12 protein-coding genes are annotated in these 21317 nt (G+C 41.9%); 11 read left to right on the top strand and 1 reads right to left on the bottom strand.

The annotated features are described in order from the left end of the window. The first annotated feature begins 40 nt into the window (after positions 1–40). The gene (locus G6053_RS27500; protein WP_165309203.1) at positions 41–2902 is read left to right on the top strand and encodes a glycoside hydrolase family 2 TIM barrel-domain containing protein; all 2862 of its coding nucleotides are present in this window, start codon (positions 41–43) and stop codon (positions 2900–2902) included. Positions 2903–3053: 151 nt separating this feature from the next. Here the strand turns inward: G6053_RS27500 and G6053_RS27495 are convergent, their stop codons facing one another. Continuing rightward, positions 3054–4424: a glycoside hydrolase family 28 protein gene (locus G6053_RS27495; RefSeq protein WP_165309202.1), complete on the bottom strand. Its 1371-nt coding sequence runs from the start codon at positions 4422–4424 to the stop codon at positions 3054–3056. 626 nt (positions 4425–5050) lie between these two features. Between G6053_RS27495 and G6053_RS27490 the strand changes: the two genes are divergently transcribed. The 10 genes from G6053_RS27490 to G6053_RS27445 all read left to right on the top strand — a co-directional run bounded on the left by G6053_RS27490 (position 5051) and on the right by G6053_RS27445 (position 21305). Continuing rightward, positions 5051–6373, top strand: a complete 1323-nt coding sequence (locus G6053_RS27490) for a glycosyl hydrolase family 28 protein (protein ID WP_108634938.1) — start codon at positions 5051–5053, stop codon at positions 6371–6373. Between the two features lie 35 nt (positions 6374–6408). Further along, positions 6409–8259, top strand: coding sequence for a rhamnogalacturonan lyase (locus tag G6053_RS27485; protein WP_206531830.1), 1851 nt, complete (start codon positions 6409–6411; stop codon positions 8257–8259). 59 nt (positions 8260–8318) lie between these two features. Continuing rightward, a complete protein-coding gene (locus G6053_RS27480) occupies positions 8319–9089 on the top strand; it encodes a rhamnogalacturonan acetylesterase (protein WP_165309201.1) in 771 nt (256 codons plus the stop codon). Between the two features lie 8 nt (positions 9090–9097). After that, positions 9098–9877, top strand: a complete 780-nt coding sequence (locus tag G6053_RS27475) for a rhamnogalacturonan acetylesterase (protein WP_165309200.1) — start codon at positions 9098–9100, stop codon at positions 9875–9877. 1 nt (position 9878) lies between these two features. Then, positions 9879–11489, top strand: a complete 1611-nt coding sequence (locus G6053_RS27470; protein ID WP_206531829.1) for an arylsulfatase — start codon at positions 9879–9881, stop codon at positions 11487–11489. Positions 11490–11508: 19 nt separating this feature from the next. Next, positions 11509–12663: a glycoside hydrolase family 88 protein gene (locus G6053_RS27465; protein ID WP_241254859.1), complete on the top strand. Its 1155-nt coding sequence runs from the start codon at positions 11509–11511 to the stop codon at positions 12661–12663. Positions 12664–12713: 50 nt separating this feature from the next. Beyond that, positions 12714–15671 carry a sugar-binding domain-containing protein gene (locus G6053_RS27460; protein ID WP_165309199.1) on the top strand — a complete coding sequence of 986 codons (2958 nt, stop codon included), beginning with the start codon at positions 12714–12716 and terminating at the stop codon, positions 15669–15671. A 38-nt stretch (positions 15672–15709) separates the two neighbouring features. Further along, positions 15710–16021 carry an L-rhamnose mutarotase gene (gene rhaM / locus G6053_RS27455; protein WP_165309198.1) on the top strand — a complete coding sequence of 104 codons (312 nt, stop codon included), beginning with the start codon at positions 15710–15712 and terminating at the stop codon, positions 16019–16021. A 12-nt stretch (positions 16022–16033) separates the two neighbouring features. Beyond that, positions 16034–18775 carry a glycosyl hydrolase gene (locus G6053_RS27450; protein ID WP_165309197.1) on the top strand — a complete coding sequence of 914 codons (2742 nt, stop codon included), beginning with the start codon at positions 16034–16036 and terminating at the stop codon, positions 18773–18775. Positions 18776–19091: 316 nt separating this feature from the next. Further along, on the top strand, positions 19092–21305 hold the full coding sequence (locus tag G6053_RS27445) for a fasciclin domain-containing protein (protein WP_165309196.1): 2214 nt from the start codon (positions 19092–19094) through the stop codon (positions 21303–21305). Positions 21306–21317 lie beyond the last annotated feature (12 nt).

The following is a 21317-nucleotide window of genomic DNA, read 5'->3' as shown; positions in this document are numbered from 1 at the left end:
ACTTTTTATTTTAGGGGCTTGCAAACTCAATGATAAACCTATGCTTAAAATTCGAATAGCCTTCCTTACATTGCTGTGTGTTACGACCGTCCTAATGGCCTCAGCACAGACGCAGAAAGAAATACATTATCTTTCGGGAACAGACAATATTCACACGGTCAATTGGGACTTCTGGGTCACAGGTGGACGTAAAGCAGGGAAATGGGATAAGATTGCAGTGCCGAGTCATTGGGAACAGCAGGGATTTGGGGCTTACAATTATGGTCGGGACTATGTGACCTATGGAAAGAATTTTGTATTTCACGATGAGAAAGGTCTGTATCGGCATCAGTTTACTGTTCCAAAGCATTGGAAAGGGAAGAAAATAAGCTTGGTTTTTGAGGGGGCGATGACGGATACTGAAGTCAAGATCAACGGTCAGTTGGCCGGAGATATCCACCAAGGTGCTTTCTATCGGTTTAAGTACGATGTTACCGACAAGATCACCTTTGGCAAGACTAACATATTAGAAGCCACTGTATCGAAGATGTCTTCCGATAAATCCGTTAACAACGCGGAGCGTCTGGCGGATTATTGGATTTTAGGCGGTATTTATAGACCGGTGTACCTTGAGGCGACGCCACAGGAACATATCAGCTGGACGGCTATTGATGCAAAAGCAGACGGAACTTTTCGAAGCAATGTGCATTTGGAGGGCTTGTCTAAAGCAAATGATCTATTGGTAGAGATCAAAGATTTAAAAGGGAATGTGATCTCAACTCAGAAATTTCCGATTACTTCGAAAGATTCAGTGAAATTGGTCGAAATGAAAGTAGAAAAACCGTTGTTATGGACAGCGGAGACACCAAACCTATATCAAGTTACCTATACCCTAGTAAATGGCAAGAATAAAGGATATCAATATCAGGATCGTTTTGGTTTTAGGACGATCGAAGTTCGCCAGGGAGATGGCATTTATGTCAATGGGGTAAAAGTGAAGATGAAAGGTGTGAATCGTCATGTATGGTGGCCCGAAACCGGACGTTCGGTGAACGCGCAATTGGATCTGAACGATGTGAAATTAATCAAGGAAATGAATATGAATGCGGTGCGCTGTTCGCATTATCCTCCAGATAGGTCGTTTTTGGCTTATTGCGATTCATTGGGCTTATATGTTTTGGATGAATTGGCCGGGTGGCAAAAGGCATACAGTACCGTTGTGGGTAAAAAGCTGGTGCAAGAAATGGTTATCCGCGATGCCAATCATCCTTCCATTATACTTTGGAGCAACGGTAATGAAGGTGGACACAATAAAGAACTCGTAGACGAGTATAGGAAATATGATCTCTCCGCACGAACAGTGATCCATGCACACCATAGACCTGGGAATGCAATCAATGGAATCGACTGCAACCATTATGAAGACTTTTATTCGACCAAAAAAATTCTGGAGGGGCCGAACATTTATATGCCGACCGAATTTCTCCATGCGCAGGATGACGGTGGCGCAGCAGCAGGATTGGCGGATATATGGGAGTTGCACTGGAATGCCAAATTAGGTGCAGGCGGATTTATCTGGGACTTTGCGGATGAGGGTATCGTACGGACAGATTTCAATAATGTGATTGATGTCAACCGGGTAAATGCCCCGGACGGAATCCTTGGACCCCATCGTGAAAAAGAAGGAAGTTTCTATGCCATTCGAGAGATCTATGCACCTGTGCATATTAAAATGAAAAAATTACCTGCTGATTTCAATGGAACTATTCCGGTAGAAAATCGTTTCCACTTTACCGATCTAAAAGCGTGTCAATTTGAGGGTAAACTGATTACTTATCAGCAGCCCTATGCGGATGAATCTGGCATGGATTCGGTGCTAAACCTAAAAGTAAACAGTCCTGTAGTGGCTCCTACGCAAAAGGGGGCTTTGCAATTGAATCTGCCTGGTGACTGGAAGCAGTATGATGCGCTGGTATTGACAGCTACTGATCCACAGGGTGCGGAAATCTATACCTGGACATGGCGGGTAAAATCCAATCAAACATTGACTACTGAAATCCTACCTTTGAAATCTTCTGCGGATGTTGAAGCGAAAGAAGACAGTGTGAATTACATTCTTAAGGCAAATGGAATAACCGCTTTTGTTTCTAAAAAAACAGGATTATTGGTTGATCTGGCCAATGATTATAGCATGAAATTGGCTTTCAATAACGGTCCGGTGCTGATCGATGGTCAGTCAGAGCTAAAGAGCGCTAAACGTTGGCGAGAAGGGAAAAATGAGGTGGTCGAGTTTATGTTTGATGGTAATCTAAGCTTTATCCGTTGGACGATGCGTCCGGATGGTTGGTTGAAACTCGATTATGCCTACAACATGAAAAAAGCAGTACCTTATGCGGGAGTAAGCTTCAACTTTCCTCAAAACTATATTATCGGAGCCAAATGGTTGGGAAATGGTCCTTACCGCGTATGGAAGAATAGGTTGCAAGGAGTTACGCTAAATACATGGGAAAAAATGTACAACGATGGAAAGGCTGGTATTGGGCCATGGACATTTCCTGAATTTAAAGGCTACTTTTCGGATGTCAGTTGGGTACAATTCAATACCGTGCAAGGAAAGTTTTTGGTCGCAACAGATCAAGATGATCTATTTCTTCGGCTGTTCGAATTTTATGGAATTTCAGGTCCCAAAGGATATCCGCAATTGCCTACTGGAGATATTTCCTTTTTGGACGCTATTCCGCCTATTGGAACAAAGTTGGCCCTAGGGATCAATGGTAATGCAGCAGTGAATGGACCTGCAGGAGAGCCGAATCAAATGGATAAAAAAATAGACCGGACACTCTATTTTTACTTTGGTACACCGAAGGGAGAAAAAGAAAATACCCAATTCGTGATGCCTAAAGTAAATGTATTGACCGATTAATGTACTGGTTCATACATAAAAAAGGGCTTTTCTATTTAATAGAAAAGCCCTTTTTTATGTATGAAGATTTATTGTATCAGGTTTATTGAATGATTTCATGGTGCGAATCTCTTTAATGAGGAGAGATTGGAAACCAATTCAGTATGGCCTGTTATTCTTTGTAGGAGAAATCCTTAACATATTGATTTTGGACTGCAGTTGAGGTTATTTTTTTGAGTCGTACATTCTTCAATTGAACCGTCTGAATGGGAAGTTCCGAATTGCCGTTGATTTTTGAAATAAATTGACCCACCTCCGCTTGGATGTTCGAAAGATAGATATTCGATATTGGCGTTAGTTTTTTTACTTTGGTTGGAACCAAGTTGCGCCATTGATAGAGCACATCTGTATCTATCCCAAGGATTCCCTCTTTTACATTTTGGGCTTTGATATTTGAAAAATAAATGTTTTTGACATAGCCGCCCATACGTTCATTGGTTTTGATGAACAGTAAATGCATGAGTTTCTCATTAGGCAATACCGTACAATTATTTACATAGATGTTTTCGATGCCACCCGATAGCTCACTCCCAACGGCCAGTAATTGGTGACCGTCACGGATTTCACAATTGCGGATGACGATATTTTTTGTTGGTGTTTTTAATCGCCAGCCTTCCGGATTCCGGCCCGATTTCAATGCAATAGCATCATCACCTTGGTCAAAAATACAATTCTCAATCAATACATTCTCACTCATTTCTGGGTCGATCCCATCATTGTTATGACCATGAGCATAGATGTCGATCCCACGTACAAGGACATCTTTCGTTAAGTAGAGGTGTAAGGTCCAAAAAGGACTGTTTCGGATTTTGATATCCTCTACCCGAACCTGTTGGCAACGGTTGAATTGAATAAATTGCGGTCTAAGGTTGGATGTATCATTGACCATAAGGCGTTGTTCGACAGGTATCCCTTCTTGCGCCCAATTATAGAGATTTTTGATACTCTCCATATGTGGTTTCGGTCTTGGAAACCATTTCTCCCAAACAGTAAGATCCGCTTTTATGGTTCCCTTGCCAGTAATGGCAACATTTGTCGCTTCGTAAGCATAGATCAGCGGGGAGTAATTATAGCATTCTAATCCTTCCCAACTACTGTGAACAGCAGGCAGATAGTCCTTCGGGTCTCCCGAAAATAATAACGTTGCTCCTGCACTGACATGTAAGTTGACATTACTTTTTAAGTGTATAGCCTTCGTTATCCACTCACCTGGGGGAATAATGACATTCCCTCCAGCTCTTGTCGCCAGATCAATTGTTTGAGCTATTGCAGTGGCCGTACTTTCCTTATCGCCTTGGCGTGCACCAAAATCGCGGATATCGTAGTTTTTACAATGCTCGAAATTGGGAACCTTAAACGTTGGGATTTCAAAAGGAGCCTGAATGTTGATCTCTTCCTGTGCGAGCTTGCCTGTTTGCGCAAAGCTTAAGCCAACAAAGGATATTGATAATAAAATGATTGTAAAGATTGATTTATATGTCATAATTGATCAGTAATGTGCTCTGAAGGAAATACTAGCGTTAATTGCTCCAAAACAATAATTGTTAAAAATAAATAACAATCATAGGAGAACCTAATTTTGCAAAGCAGGACAGTACAAGGTGGTTTGCTGCATAAAAATAGGGACGTACATATACAAAGTATTTTGAAAGGGCACTGATTTAATGTTAGAGACGCTTTCTTGCGGATAAGTTATGGACAAATTCCTACCAACTCCTGACTGCAAGCGAGTTGTTAAAACGACGTCAACATGGTATCTCAACAACTAAAAGGTGGACTCAACGTGGACTTACTATGGACTCAAGGTGATTACAGTCAGGAGTTGGTGATAAGTTAGTAGGGAGTTGGTGATAGGGATTCTATAACAAATATATTACGAAAAGCCTTGAATCCTTGCTAATAGGCTCACTGTCAGGAAAAATGAGCGCTTGCTGACTGTGTATCTAGTTTGTTCAGGATACTACAGGACAGCTCTTCTTAAAAATGTTGATACTTTTAGATTAGCTACTCATTAAGCATATTTTAATGCGCTAATCAATTTTTAAAAGCTTTTCAATACATGAATTTTAATTGTTGGGCTAGGGAAAACATGTTTATAAACTAAATATTATGAAAAAATTCTTTCGATTTTTACAGTTACTAACATCAATTGCGGTTTTGTCAAGTGCGCAGGCGCAGGATAAGTTCCCAGATGGAACAGCAATCTCAAAGTGGTTTGAGACGATAAAATCGACCAACATAGAAACGCTCGGAAAGAAATTTTTGATCACGGATTTTGGTGTAACGACAGATAGCACCGTTGTGCAAACGGCCAAAATCCAGCAAGCAATTGATAAAGCCTATGCCAGTGGTGGGGGAGTGGTCGTTGTACCTAAAGGTATCTATTTGAGTGGGTCATTATTTTTTAAACCAAAGACACATTTGTACTTGGAAGAGGGAGCTGTACTAAAGGGAAGTGATGATATCGCAGATTTTGCATTGGCTGAAACCCGTATGGAGGGGCAAACAGTAAAATACTTTATGGCGCTCGTCAATGCAGATCAGGTGGATGGTTTTACAATTTCAGGCAAGGGTACACTCAATGGAAATGGGTTACGCTACTGGCGGTCTTTTTGGCTTAGACGGCAGTTTAACCCAAAATGTACAAATATGGACGAGATGCGCCCGCGTTTACTCTATGTATCCAATAGCAAAGATGTACAGATTTCGGGTATTCGCTTGATCAATTCACCTTTCTGGACCTCACATTATTACAAATGTGAAAACCTCAAATTGATCGGTTTGCATATTTCAGCGCCAAAGGAGCCTGTTAAAGCGCCTAGTTCTGATGCGATTGACTTGGATGTCTGCCGTAACGTATTGATTAAGGATTGTTATCTTTCCGTCAACGACGACGCGATCGCATTGAAAGGTGGGAAAGGGCCCAAGTCTGATAAGGATCCTAACAACGGCCCGAATTCAAATATCATTATTGAAAATTGTTTTTTTGGATTTTGTCATAGTGCACTGACGTGTGGAAGTGAATCAATTCATAGTTACAATGTGATTTTTAGAAACAACACGCTCGATAAAGCGCGTAAGCTGTTACAGCTTAAGATGCGCCCGGATACACCACAGGAATATGAAAATATTTTGATTGAAAATGTAAAAGGAAATGTCAATAGTATGTTGTTTATCAAACCCTGGACCCAATTTTTTGATTTAAAGGGCGAGAAAGATATCAAAATGTCCTATGCGAGAAATATTGTCTTGCGTAATATTGATCTGGATTGCGACATTGTTTTTGATGTGCTCAATTCGGAGCAATATGTACTGTCGGATTTTACATTTCAAAATATGCATGTCCGTGCGAGCAAAGATCCTATTATTCATAAGGAGTACATTAAAAATTTTATCCTAAACAATGTAACGGTTAATAATAAAAAGCAATAATATGTACCAGCATATTGCTTTGATGTAGACCTTGAATGATGAAAACAAAACTTATTCTTTTGACAGGAGCATTGATCGGTTCTCTTGCCGTTTCAGGCCAACGCAAAATGGAGTTTTTAGATCGCGGAATGGTCGGTGTAAAAACTACGGATAACGCCGTGTTTTTGAGTTGGCGTTTGCTGGGTACCGACGATTTTGACACGGCCTTTGCTATTTATCGGCAGGAAGGAAATGGTATACAGAAAAAATTGAATAACGCACCTTTAACAAAGGGTACCAATTTTTTGGACGATCATGTTGACCTGAGTAAAGATGTAACCTACACCTTGGATATTGTGGCGGGAGGAAAAGAAAAGGAAGTTGCTAAACTTACTTTATCCAAAGATCAAAAAGTACAGCAATACCTGAATATTCCGTTACGCACCCCCAAAGGTTATACGCCAGGAGATGTTTCTGTAGGCGATTTGGACGGAGACGGGACGTATGAACTTATTGTTCATCAAACTGGTGTTGGACATGACAATGCGCACAATGGGATCACTTCAGAACCTATTTTTCAGGCGTATAAATTAGATGGTACCTTTCTATGGGAAATCAATTTGGGTAAAAATATCCGGGAAGGAGCACATTATACTCAATTTATGGTGTACGACCTCGATAGTGATGGCCGTGCCGAGCTGGTCTGTAAAACTGCTGATGGAACTAAAGATGCTTTCGGAAATGTGATTGGCGATGCAAAGGCCGATTGGCGCGATACCATTTCAAGTTCAAGAACTGTAGGCCGCATATTGAAAGGACCTGAATATTTAACCGTATTTGATGGGCTGACGGGTAAGGCGCTAAGTACCGTGGATTATCTACCTGAACGTGGGGATCTGCGTTCGTGGGGAGACACGAATGCCAATCGTAGCGATCGATTTCTAGCTTGCGTAGCATATCTGGACGGCATACATCCGAGTGTCGTGATGACGCGGGGGTATTATGAACGCACAGCCTTGGCGGCATGGGACTTCAAAGATAAAAAATTAGTGAGCCGCTGGGTATTCGACAGCAAAGTTCGTCAAGATCCTTATTCCGGTCAGGGGTATCACAATCTCACGGTTGCTGATGTAGACCAAGACAGTAAAGATGAGATTGTCTTTGGGTCGATGGTTATTGATGATAATGGAAAGGGGCTGTACAGTACAGGGTTGGGGCACGGCGATGCATTGCATGTCAGTGACTTGGATACTGAAAGGCCCGGATTGGAGATTTTTGGGATTCATGAACTGAAAGGGGGACGAAAAGGGACGGGGGTAGCCTTGTTGGATGCCAAAACGGGAGCCATATTGTTTCAAAGTGCAATAGACCAAGATATTCCTCGCGGTGTTGCTGCAAATATTGATCCCGATCATAAAGGGGCGTATCTGTGGTGGCTGGGGTCTAAAGACATGTATGATACCAAGGGAAATATTGTCGGGCGGGCTCCGAGATCGACCAATTTTTTGATCTGGTGGGATGCTGATTTAAGCCGTGAGCTTTTAAACAGCAACTATATTGAAAAATATCAAAATGGGAAAACGGAACGAATCTTTACAGCTATGGGAACATCGTCGATCAATGGCACTAAAAGCACACCCAATCTGAGTGCTGATATTTTTGGCGACTGGCGTGAAGAATTGATCCTGCGTTCAGAAGATAACCAGAATCTGCGTATCTATACAACAACGATCCCAACAGAACAGCGCGTATATACACTCATGCACGATCCGCAGTATCGTCTGAGTATTGCATGGCAGAATGTAGGCTATAATCAACCGCCACATACGGGCTATTACCTTGGCGTAGGAATGGATCGTCCGGTTAAACCGAATATTCAGCTGGTCAAGTTCCCCCACAAGAAATAGAAGGGTTGGAAGTGCACGATTTAAATAGGTAGATTAAAAAGAAATAGATAAGTTAGCACATGAAGCATACAATAAAATGGATAGGAATGGCTTTGACAGCCTTTCTTTTGATATCCTTTGCAAAACAACAGAATAAGCCTACGATTTATCTTATAGGTGATTCGACTGTGAAGAATAGTAATAAGGAGTATTGGGGCTGGGGAACATTGCTTCCTGAACTGTTGGATACTACACGTGTCCGAGTAGATAATCATGCGATGGCAGGGCGTAGCACAAGGACATTCGTCAAAGAGGGAAGGTGGGCAAAAGTTGACTCATTGTTTAAACCTGGTGATTTTTTATTGATTCAGTTTGGCCATAACGAAGGAAGTAAGCCTGATACGAGCAGACAGGGGTATCGCGGTGTACTGCGGGGGATTGGTCAAGACTCTATTGTATTGGATTGGGGAAATGGGAAGAAAGAGACCGTACGTACTTACGGTGAAAACCTACGTCGTTTTGTGATTGAAGCAAAGAAAAAGGGTGTAACACCGATCTTGTTATCCATGATTCCGCGCAACCAATGGGATGATAAAGGTAAAGTGAAGCGGGCTGATAGGGACTTTGGATTGTGGGCAAAGCAGATCGCGGAAGAACAGGGCGTCGCTTTTTTGGATCTGAACAGTATTACTGCAGATAAATATGATCGGCTTGGCCCGGAAGCGGTAAAATCCAGTTATTTTCCTGGGGATCATACCCATACGAATAAGGATGGCGCGCGAGAAAATGCTTTATCGGTTGTCGAAGGATTCCGTAGAATTAAAAGTCAGCTAGTACAATATATTAAATAATAAAGAAGATGAAATTGAAATTGTTGCCATGGGCTGCGGTCCTTTTTGCTGTAATTAGCATGTCCTTTTTGGGACAGCAGCATAAACCCACCTTATTTATTATTGGTGATTCCACAGTGAAAAATGGACAGGGAAACGGTTCAAACGGACAGTGGGGATGGGGAAGTTTTATTGGCCAGTATTTTAAATCGGATAAAATCAACGTCAAGAACCGTGCATTGGGCGGAACGAGTACACGAACATTTTATAACAACCCAAAACTTTGGCAGAAAGTGCTGGATAGCATACAGCCAGGTGATTTTGTTCTCATGCAATTTGGACATAATGATTCGAGTCCCATTGTGGATACGTTGCGGGCTCGTGGAACGATAAAGGGAAATGGTGACGAGTATCAGGAAGTGTATAATCCGTTATTGAAGCAACATGAAGTCGTGTATAGTTATGGTTTCTATTTGCGACGCTTTGTGAAAAATATTCAAGATAAAGGGGCGACAGCAATTATCTGTTCGCCAATTCCGCGAAACGCATGGGCGGGAATGCAGGTCCGTAGATCGGATTATGCCCTATGGGCGAAAGAAGCTGCACAACAGAGTGGCGCATTTTTTATCCCGTTACAGGATCAAGTGATTGCCCAGTATGAAACATTTGGGAAAAAGAAAGTAGAAACGGAATTTTTTGATCCGAAGGATGCGACTCATACGATTAAAGCGGGGGCCTTGCTGAATGCCAAATTAGTCGCCGAACAATTGAAAGCACAGCCCAAAATCGGGCTAAAGAAATTTATGTAGTATGATGAAACCAATATTTACGCTGTGTCTCTTTTTTCTGTTGACACGATTGACACTGCATGCGCAGCAACGGCCAAATATTGTTCTGATCTTGGCAGATGATATGGGCTATTCCGATTTGGGTTGTTTTGGTTCTGAAATTCAAACCCCAAATCTGGACAGAATGGCAAAAGAAGGAATTAAGATGACGAACTTTTACAATGCTTCGCGTTGCTGTCCATCCCGAGCTTCTTTATTGACAGGTTTATATCCACATCAGGCAGGGGTTGGCGATATGATGAATAAGCGTCCTTTTCCAGCTTATCAGGGGTTTCTAAATAGAACTTCAGTGACTTTGGCCGAACTATTAAAAGGCGCAGGCTACGGAACCTATATGGCTGGGAAATGGCATGTGGGGCAGGAAAAAGAAAACTGGCCTTTACAACGTGGATTTCAACGGTATTATGGACTGATTGATGGGGCAAACAGCTATTTTGAAAACCGGCCTTATCGGCCCAACCAAAAGTTGACGATAGCCTTGGACAATGAAGCGATTGTTCCGCCAGCAGATTATTATAGCTCGGATGCCTACACGGATTATGCGATGAATTTTATTGGCGAGCATCTAGACACTAAAAAAGAGAACCCCTTTTTCCTGTACTTAGCTTTTCAGGCTCCACATTGGCCTTTACATGCCAAACCTCAGGATATCGCAAAGTACCGCGGTAAATATATGGAAGGATGGGATGCTGTCCGTGAAAGGCGTTTTGAAAAACAGCAGCAGCTGGGCGTACTGCCACCAACGACCAAATTGTCTCCAATGGATACCGCATTGCGAAAATGGAGCGATTGCAGCTGGGAGGAAAAAGTAAAATGGGATGAGAAGATGGCTGTATACGCGGCGATGGTCGACGAATTGGATCAAAATGTAGGGCGATTGGTTGATTATCTCCAGTCGAAAGGACAATTGGAAAACACTGTTTTTATCTTCCTCTCCGATAATGGCGCGAGCAATGAAACAATAACCAATACTGGATTCACGGCTGATATTAGGGCCGCCAATGAATTTCCAGCCAGCCACCCACGGTCTTTCACAGCCTATGGAATAGAAGGTGCCGCAGTCAGTAATACGCCTTTCAAAAGGTTTAAGCATTGGGAGTTTGAAGGAGGCAATGCAACTAGTTTTATCGCCTATGGACCAAAGTTCCTGCCGCAGGGAAAACAGTTTGATCTACCAGCCCATTTGATCGATATCATGCCCACCTTGGCGCAGTGGTCGGGTGCAAACTACCCAAAGAACTACGCCGGTAACACGATCAAACCGATGGAAGGAATGTCCCTGCTTCCTATTTGGACGGAAGGACAGCGGTCTGCGAATAGGGAGATTTGTTTTGAACACGAGGGCAATAAAGGGGTGCGTAAAGGCCAATGGAAACTTGTTTCCTCTTATCCTGAAAACAAATGGTATTTGTATGATGTCGAAAAAGATAGGAGTGAAACTATAGACTTATCGGCTACTTTTCCAAAAATATACCACGAAATGGTTCAGATCTATGAAAATTGGGCGAAAAGAGTTGGGGTGATACCCTACGAACAACTTGTACAAAAAAAGGGGAACACCCGTTATGAATAAATTAAAAAGCAGACAAAGAATGAAACTATTTAATACGTATACGGCCACTTTAATGATTGCGTTTTTCCTTTCGGCCTGTTCATCGACGAAGAAGATTGTCGAACAGAAACAGGAATTAACCGCAGTAGATGTACTTCAATCCTTGCAACTGACCAATCGCTATTTCATGAATAAATGGACAGACACGGGCAAGCCCATCTATACCAACCGTTGGCGGCCAAGTAATATCTGGACCCGCGCCGTTTATTACGAAGGTCTTATGGCACTGTATCAGATTGATAAAAACAATGACTACTACGATTATGCGGTGGATTGGGGAAATAAACATGAATGGGGTATGCGCAATGGTGTAGAAACTCGAAATGCCGATGACCAAGCCTGTGGGCAAACTTATCTTGATCTCTATGAGATTGAACCGAAACCTGAGCGTATCCAGAAGATTAAAGCGAATATAGATTACATTATCAAATCTGGCAAAGTAGACGATTGGACCTGGATTGACGCGATACAAATGGCCATGCCAATTTATGCCAAATTGGGTGTAATGACCAAGGATCAAACTTACTTTGATTACATGTATAAAATGTATCATCATTCAAAAACGCAAGAAGGTGGTGGCCTGTATAACAAGGCCGACAAACTTTGGTGGCGCGATAAGGATTTTGTACCGCCCTATAAAGAACCAAACGGTGAAGATTGTTATTGGTCACGTGGTAATGGATGGGTCGTGGCGGCTTTGGTCAGGGTACTTTCGTTAATCCCAGAAAATGAAGTACATCGTGCGGAGTATATGGCGGATTATAAAGCCTTGATGGAAGCGCTTGTTCCTATCCAAAGACCGGATGGATTCTGGAATGTCAGTCTGCATGATCCCACTAATTTTGGCGGGCGTGAAACCTCAGGAACGGCACTGTTTGTTTATGGTATGGCCTGGGGTATCAATAATGGTTTGCTGGATGCTAAAATATATCGACCTGTTGTAGAAAAAGCATGGAAAGCAATGACAGCAGAAGCGGTACACCCTTCAGGCTTCTTAGGTTACTTACAAGGAACGGGAAAAGAACCTAAAGACGGTCAGCCTGTCAGTTTTTCCAGTCAACCGGATTTTGAAGATTATGGGTTGGGCTGTTTTCTATTAGGTGGAACAGAGGTCTATAAAATGTTGTCAAAGTAATCCGATTTATTATACCCGGTCCAACATCAGCCATTGAAAATAATTATAAGATGAAAAGGTTATTATTTATTTTTTGTTGCCTTCTGCTTTTATGTGACATTCATGCACAATCGGGGCGCAAGACACTTAGTTTTAACGCCGATTGGCGTTACCACATTGGCGATGTAAGCGATGCTTCTGCTACTGAGTTTGATGACCGCGGATGGAAGCAAGTTGTCTTGCCCCAAGCCTGGAATGAAGATGAAGCTTTTGCAAAAGCGATACATGACCTTTCTGCAAATATTGTTTGGTATCGGAAGAAATTTCGTATTCCTAAGGGCATTACTTCTGATAAGGTATTTTTAGAATTTGAAGGAATCCGTTTTGGCGGAGAGTTTTACCTTAACGGAAAATTTATCGGGCGGCATGAAAATGGTGTTATGGCAGCAGGATTTGACCTATCAGATCTGATTGACCGTGATCGCGAAAATATCTTGGCGATACGCATTGACAATAGCTGGAGCTATCGGGAAAAGGCGACAAACAGTACTTATCAATGGAACGATAAAAACTTTAACGCAAATTATGGTGGCATTCCAAAAAATGTATGGATCCACTTTGCTTCCAAGATCTATCAGACGCTACCCTTGTATTCCAATTTAAAAACTACGGGTGTTTATGTCTATGCGAAGAATATGAACATCCCTAAAAAGACATTGGATCTTTTTGTTTCTTCGGAGGTGAGAAATGAAACCGATAAATCGAGTTTAGTCAACTTTGTTGCCGAAGTACGTAATGCCGATGGGAAGTTGGTGAAAACTTTTTCAAAAAAATTCAATCTCCCAGCCAATCAAACACAACAATTGACCATGAACTCAGCCTTGAATCAGGTTAATTTTTGGAGCTGGGGTTATGGCTATCTCTATACGGTTACGACAAAAATCTTACAGGACAATAAAACCATCGATGCTGTGCAAACGAAAACAGGGTTTCGAAAAACAGCTTTTAAGAATGGAATGGTGTATCTAAATGATCAAGTTTTGATGATGAAGGGCTATGCACAGCGTACAAGTAATGAATGGCCTGCTGTCGGCTTGTCTGTAGCACCTTGGTTAAGTGATTTTAGCAATGGGCTGATGGTCAAGAGCAATGCGAATCTGGTTCGATGGATGCACGTAACCCCTTGGAAACAGGATGTTGAATCCTGTGATCGCGTGGGATTGATGCAAATGCTACCTGCCGGAGATGCCGAAAAAGATACTCAAGGTAGACGTTGGGAGCAGCGGACAGAACTGATGCGTGATGCAATTATCTATTATCGAAACAGTCCCAGTGTTCTGTTTTATGAATGTGGAAACGAGTCTATTTCTGAGGAGCATATGGCGGAGATGAAAGCTATCCGGGATCAATATGATCCAGCTGGCGGACGGGCAATTGGTTCACGTGAAATGTTGGATAGTAAGCTAGCTGAATATGGTGGTGAAATGCTATACATCAATAAAAGTGCCCGTCACCCGATGATTGCAACGGAATACATGCGCGATGAAGCCCTACGTAAATATTGGGACGAATTGAGCTATCCGTTTCACAAGGATGGTGAAGGTCCGCTTTACAAGGGTGTTGACGCCAGTGACTATAACAGAAACCAAGATAGTTATGTCGTGGAGACGGTCCATCGTTGGTGGGAGTATTGGAAAATGCGTCCCGGTACTGGTGATCGCGTAAATTCAGGTGGCGTCAATATTATTTTCTCGGATTCCAATACCCATTTTAGGGGAAAAGAGAACTATAGACGAAGTGGCGAAGTAGATGCCATGCGTATTCCCAAAGATGCTTACTTCGCCCATCAGGTCATGTGGGATGGTTGGATTGATCCAGATTCAAAGGGATTACATCTTGTTGGCCACTGGAACTATGCTCCCGGAACGAAAAAGGATGTATTAGTCGTCTCCGCTGCTGATCGTGTTGAATTATCCGTAAATGGCAAGATCCAAGGTGAAGCAGAAAAACGCTATAATTTCCTATACCGTTTTCCTGCAGTTGACTTTGAGGCCGGTGTATTGACTGTAACATCATTTACGAAAGACGGAAAGTTATTGAACAAAAAAGAGCTAAGGACAGCCGGCGAACCTTATAAAATCCGTTTGACGGCGCAACATGGTAACAATGGCTTATTTGCTGATGGTAACGATATGGTACTGGCGGAAGTTGAAGTGCTCGACAAGAATGGTGTACGTTGCCCGTTGGCATCAAACAGGATTGATTTCAACTTAGATGGGCCGATGGATTGGCGCGGTGGTATCGCACAGGGACCCGATAATTATATTTTGGCCAAATCACTTCCGGTGGAGGCAGGTATAAATCGTGTATTACTTCGTACACAGTACGATAAATCGGGTCGAGTGCTGTTGAAGGCGATGTCTAATGGTCTTTTATCAGATTCAGTCGCCTGGACGGTGCAACCTATCAAAAAGACGGAGAATTATTTTGTAAAAGAATCTGCTGAAAATTTACCTTCCTTTTTAGAGCGGGGGCCAAGCCCAGAAAAACCTACCTTGGTACAGCTGAAAAAAAGCCTTAAAATCCGTGCGGCTACCGCTGGCGCTAATTCAGAGAAGGCAGCACAATCCTACGACGACAATGAACTATCGGATTGGGTCAATGATGGACAGTTGGGCACAGCATGGATAACATACATTTTACAGGAAAAGTCCGACATTGATGAGATCGATCTGAAATTAAATAATTTTAGATCAAGATCCTACCCGCTACAGATTTTCGTAGACGACAAACTTGTTTTTGATGGAAATACGGATATTACTTTAGGCTACTGTACACTTTCGTTTCCGCGTACTAAGGGCGAAAAGGTAACCATAAAACTTAAAAATGCGCCTTTTACTGCAAAGGAAAACAATCAGGTAGAAATGGGCGGTAAAAAGCTTGATGATGGCGTGGCACGTAATGATGCCAATGCCAAAGGCACCTTGAGCATTATCGAAGCCGATATACATCAGGTGTTGGTTAATTAGGATTATACTGTAACACTAAAATAGTTTAATAAATCGAAATGGAGAAAATAGCATTTAAGATGAAATTAAAACCAGGTATGTCTGCGGAGTATCAGCGGAGACATAATGCGATCTGGCCGGAATTAATAACCTTATTGCGCGAAAATGGGGTGTCTGATTACAGTATTTTTTTGGATGAAGAGACGGATACCTTATTTGCTGTTCAGTACCTTGCAGGACACTCATCGCAAGAATTGGGCAAGGAAGCCATAGTTCAGAAGTGGTGGGATTATATGCATGATATCATGGAAGTAAATCCGGATCATTCGCCGGTATCGATAAATTTGAAAAAAGTATTTCACATGGATTAGGCCAATTTTAACATGAAGAAAATCTATATATCGTTAATGCTTGCCTGTAATCTGTTGACTTTCGGTCGAACGATGGCACAGGATTTATGGCCAGCAGTTACCAAAGAAATGAAACCCTGGATGCGTTGGTGGTGGCTCGGTTCAGCAGTGGACAGACCTAACCTCGAACGGGAACTAACCTTATTTGACAAAAGTGGGTTTGGCGGTGTTGAGATAACGCCTATTTATGGTGCTAAAGGTTTTGAATCCAATTATTTGACCTTCCTTTCTCCCCAATGGATGAATATGTTGGGTGTAACAACGGATAAGGCTAAAACCTTGGGGATGGGGGTGGATATTAATTTGGGAACAGGTTGGCCTTTTGGTGGACCTCAAATCAAGGAGAAAGATGCCGCCACGAAATTGATCCTGGATGAATTTGAATTGGAAAAAGGTGAAAAAATTACTTTCCCTTTGAAACCAAAGGACCCCAAACAGCGTTATTTTTTCCTGCAAGCTTTACGCGCATTTAAATCAGATAATAGCGAAATTAACCTGGATGATTACAGTTCACATAGCGATGGAACTTGGGAAGCGCCGACCGACGTACGTTTATTGGCTGTATTCTCAGGAAGAACGGGGCAAAAAGTGAAACGTGCAGCCCCTGGTGGTGAGGGGTATACCTTAGACCACCTGGGCAAAACATCTGTCGCATCTTATTTTAATAGGTTTGCAGAAGTTTTCAATGGAAAACAATTAAATGTCCGCGCATTTTTTAATGATAGCTACGAAGTATATGGCGCGAACTGGACAGATGAATTTTTACAATCGTTCGAACGAATAAAGGGATATAAACTGCAAGATAATCTTTTGGATTTTGCAGGAAAGGGAGGAAATGAAAATAAAACAGCACGTCTAAAATCTGATTATCGTGAAGTTGTAAATGCGTTACTTGCCAACAACTTTTTGATCCCATTTACAGATTTTGCCCATCGCTATCAAGCGATTTCAAAAAATCAAGCGCATGGATCTCCGGGAAACCTCATCGATTTATATGCCGATACAGATATTCCCGAGTGTGAAACCTTTGGATCCAGTAGTTTTGCTATTCCCGGATTAAGACGTGACACTGCCGATATTCGTAATGTAGACCCGGATCCCATGATGGCCAAATTTGCGACATCGGCGACAAATGTATACGGTAAAAAATATACTTCTTCAGAAACATTCACTTGGTTGACGGAACATTTTAAAACTTCCTTGTCACAGACAAAACCTGAAGTCGAACAATTATTCCTGGCGGGCGTGAATCATGTGTTCTATCATGGGACAACTTATTCGCCTAAAAATGTACGCTTTCCGGGATGGTTATTCTATGCGTCGGTTAATTTTGTTCCCCAAAATTCATTCTGGGACCACCTGTCCGGTTTGAATCAATATATTACACGTGTACAGTCCATCCTACAATCCAGTCGTGCAGACAATGAATTGTTGGTGTATTGGCCTATTTATGATATCTGGAACAATGCCAAGGGGATGGATAAAGCGTTGAAGGTCCATGATGTTGACGAGTGGTTGCACCCAACGCAATTTTATAAACAAAGTGTTCAACTACAGAAACGTGGGTATAGCTTTGATTTTGCCACAGATAAAATTCTGGCGGGAACAACTGTAAACGACGGAAAACTAAAGACTTCGAAGGATGCGATCCCGTATCGAGCGATTTATATCCCTGCCTGTCATTATTTTTCCGAAGTGACGCTTCAGAAAATTTTAGAAATGGCGAAGCAAGGAGCAACTGTCATTTTCCAACAATTACCGCAGGAAGTACCTGGGTATAATCAATTGGATGAACGCACTGCGCTATTCAATAAATTAATTACATCGCTTGGTTTTGAAAAAAATAATGCGAACCAGTATACGGCTTTTGGAAAAGGTAAAATCTATCTGACGACGGATGTCAATTCAGCCCTCGAAACAGAACAGATCGCACCCGAACGAATTAACCAAACAGGGTTGAAATTTTCAAGGAGAGTCTCTGGTAAGGATACGTATTATTATTTGGTCAATCACAGCGGGCAGACCGTGGATCGTAGTATGACGCTAAATGCTCAGGCTAAATATTATTCTTTGTTGGATCCGCAGACGGGAAGAGTATTTAAGTTACCATCAAGGGATGGTAAAATACGGGTGCAGATTCCTTCGGGTTATTCTTGGATCATTTTGGCTTCTGAGCAGCAAGCCGTGGAACCATTCCGCTATCAAGATGAATTGAGTCAAGTGACTCAATTGGATCATGATTGGAAAGTGAGCTTTATTTCAGGAGGATCTGTTTTACCGCATGCTAGAAAAATCGGTCGACTGTCATCTTGGACGGAATGGGGCGACAAGGATGCGATCAATTTTTCGGGTACCGCGGCGTATGAGAAAACATTTTCCATCGAAAAGAATCGATCGAAATCTTACCTGTTGAAGCTTGGGCGTGTTGCTGAAAGTGCTCGTGTATTTATTAATGGAAAGGATGCGGGTATTTTATGGTCGATACCATTTCAACAGGATGTCACCAAGTGGTTGGTCAATGGAGAAAATAAAATCCGTATCGAGGTTGCTAACCTAATGGCAAACCGTATTCGTCAGCTGGATCAGCAAAAATTTGCCTGGCGTAATTATCATGAAATAAACTTTGTCAATATCAACTATAAAAACTTTGATGCCAGCGATTGGAAACCAATGGAAAGCGGTCTGATCGGCCCTGTGACTTTGTGGAGTTATTAACGTCGCTCCATTATATTTTCGGAAATCTGTTCGTTAAATGGGGTTATCCAATTTTTGGATAACCCCATTTTTATGCGATCTTTTAAATATCCCCTTATCGCATTATTTCATAGATTCAATTTCCTCCTGCTACTATTCAGGATGGGGCAGGATGGTTAGTAGAAGCTTATGTCATATCTTCGAAATACCAATTGTGAGCTATATAAAATAAAAGAGATATAATCTATCACAAGTATTTATTGCCGTACCGTTTTTAGAGTTGCCAATTATAAACTAGTTACCAGTCAATTTTTTATTGAACCAATATATCTAAATTATGTTATCATCCAGATTTACATTACTATGGATCAGTTTGCTGGCTTTCACGGTTTCCTGCCGAAAAGAGGCCTTTGATGCTTATTATGGCAGACCGGATTGGTTGGCCAGCCCAATTTACCAACAATTGGATTCCATGGGCGATTTTAAAAATTTCCTTAACTGTATTCAGTTGTCAGGCTATCAAAATACACTGGGTACAGCGGGTTCATGGACGGTATTTGCGCCCACGGATCAAGCCTTTGAACAATTTATGAAAGAACAGGGAATCGCAGATATGGCTAAGGTTACGCCTGAGCTTGCCGAGAAAATCGTACGTTCTTCGATGACCTATGACGGCGAACGTATCGAAAAATTAAATGATTTCTTTTCTAAACAGGGTTGGCAACCGGGATTGGCTTTTAGACGCCGTTCTGTCTACTATGATTTTGTAGAGAGCGAAGATCTAGGAAATGGAAAAATCCGCAAATTTGTCTCGACCAACCGTGGTTCAGATAAGTTGTATGTGCCGACGGAAAACAACAATAAGCACTTGACTTATTTCTTTGATGCCTATTTGGCACAGCGCGGATTAGGTAAAGCGGATTATGCTATCTTTTATCCCCATTCTACTTATAGCGGATTAAATATTGGTGCCGCAAATATTGATCCTAAACGTAATAATATAGCTGCAGAAAATGGTTATATCCATGTGGTTGACCGTGTGCTACTTCCAGAAAAAAGCATCGATCAATATTTGTTGGAACACAAGGAATACTCATCATTCAAATCGATTTTGGATTTGTTCGCAACTTATACCTATAATGCAGATCTGACCCGTAAAAATGAAGTGCTAACAGGTCAAAAAGATTCTGTTTTTGTCAAAAGTTATACCGGTGTAGGTCTGGCCCTTAATAGTGAGAACTACACGAAAGAGGATGCTAACGATGCACAGATCAATAATTTTTCGGTTACTATCCCAAATAATGACGCTGTGGATAAATATGTCAAGGGTATGTTGCTCCAATATTATCCGAAAGGATCGACGCTCAAGGATTTGTATGCAACGAATAGTGGTGTCTTGATTGAATTTATTAATTCACATCTCTATAATACCCAATTGTGGCCATCCCAGTTTACAAATCAACAGACCTTTCTTGGTGAAAGTACCAAGTTAACCAAAGCGAATATCAAAGAAACCAAATTATTGAGCAATGGTACATTCTATGGGGTCGATGCTTGTCAGAAGGCAAATGTATTTCAATCCGTATATGGAAGTGTACTGCTAAACCCAAAGTACAGTTTGATGCGACGTGCGATTGAACGTATCGGAATGAATCTGACGCTTAAAATACCGACGCTACGTTACATGCTTGTTTTGGTATCTGACGATAATTTATATAAGATGGGGTTTGACTATGACGCTTATAATACGACGGATCCGATTCGTTATCAGGGTGGAAATGGTACGCCTGAGATGCGGGAGGTTTTAAATGCACATATTATTCCGTTAAATAGTGATCCGATTCCGGACCTAAATGGTACGGGGTTATTGGAGAGTTATGCCGGTGAATATATTAAATATGATCGTATGATGCTATCTTCCAGTGGAACTTTAGATAGTACGGTCACCAAGCAGGCCCTTAAGATTGATTCGACGAGCACGGGGACGGCATTGTCAGGTCCACTCAATGGCGTCTCGGTGTACCTGGACGGGGGACTGACCTCGTCAAATACAAATATTGGTTTCTTTTTACAAAAAATGGGTGCAGATCAAGCTGGTTCACCATACAATGCTTTCTATAATTATTTGATCAAAAGTGCACTTTATTCTGCCAGCGATGGTGTGGTCAGGGGAATTGAGTTGGGACTCAACTACAGTATGCTGATTCCGAACAATATGGCAATTGCTGCAGCTGTCGCTGCAGGCGACTTGCCGGCAGCAGATGCTCCGACCTCCCAAGCTGATATCGATAAGGTGACCCGATTTATTCAGTATCACATTACGCGCAATTCTTTTGCGATTGATGGCAAAAAGACAGGCTATTTTCAGACCTTATGTAAAAATATCGATGGCGACGCCCAGTCGGTACAAGTCGTGCTCAACCAAAAGAATAAGCTGCAAGTAATGGATAACGAAGGCCGTGTTATCGATGCGAATGTAGCTCAAAGTAATCTTTTGGGACAGCGGGTAGTCATTCATTCCATCAGCGGCTACCTTAAACACAGCCTATAACCCAGACCTCCT

Origin of the sequence: Sphingobacterium sp. DR205 (assembly GCF_011064245.1) — a bacterium.
In the GTDB taxonomy this organism is placed as follows: Bacteria; Bacteroidota; Bacteroidia; order Sphingobacteriales; family Sphingobacteriaceae; genus Sphingobacterium; species Sphingobacterium athyrii.
Note: the sequence above shows the minus strand (reverse complement) of the source record. Positions and strands in the feature narration are given on the sequence as shown.

Excerpts from the sequence above, each read along its gene's own strand:
- G6053_RS27500 (WP_165309203.1), top strand. The coding sequence starts at position 41 with ATGCTTAAAATTCGAATAGCCTTCCTTACATTGCTGTGTGTTACGACC.
- G6053_RS27495 (WP_165309202.1), bottom strand. The coding sequence starts at position 4,424 with ATGACATATAAATCAATCTTTACAATCATTTTATTATCAATATCCTTT.
- G6053_RS27490 (WP_108634938.1), top strand. The coding sequence starts at position 5,051 with ATGAAAAAATTCTTTCGATTTTTACAGTTACTAACATCAATTGCGGTT.
- G6053_RS27485 (WP_206531830.1), top strand. The coding sequence starts at position 6,409 with ATGATGAAAACAAAACTTATTCTTTTGACAGGAGCATTGATCGGTTCT.
- G6053_RS27480 (WP_165309201.1), top strand. The coding sequence starts at position 8,319 with ATGAAGCATACAATAAAATGGATAGGAATGGCTTTGACAGCCTTTCTT.
- G6053_RS27475 (WP_165309200.1), top strand. The coding sequence starts at position 9,098 with ATGAAATTGAAATTGTTGCCATGGGCTGCGGTCCTTTTTGCTGTAATT.
- G6053_RS27470 (WP_206531829.1), top strand. The coding sequence starts at position 9,879 with ATGATGAAACCAATATTTACGCTGTGTCTCTTTTTTCTGTTGACACGA.
- G6053_RS27465 (WP_241254859.1), top strand. The coding sequence starts at position 11,509 with ATGAAACTATTTAATACGTATACGGCCACTTTAATGATTGCGTTTTTC.
- G6053_RS27460 (WP_165309199.1), top strand. The coding sequence starts at position 12,714 with ATGAAAAGGTTATTATTTATTTTTTGTTGCCTTCTGCTTTTATGTGAC.
- rhaM (WP_165309198.1), top strand. The coding sequence starts at position 15,710 with ATGGAGAAAATAGCATTTAAGATGAAATTAAAACCAGGTATGTCTGCG.
- G6053_RS27450 (WP_165309197.1), top strand. The coding sequence starts at position 16,034 with ATGAAGAAAATCTATATATCGTTAATGCTTGCCTGTAATCTGTTGACT.
- G6053_RS27445 (WP_165309196.1), top strand. The coding sequence starts at position 19,092 with ATGTTATCATCCAGATTTACATTACTATGGATCAGTTTGCTGGCTTTC.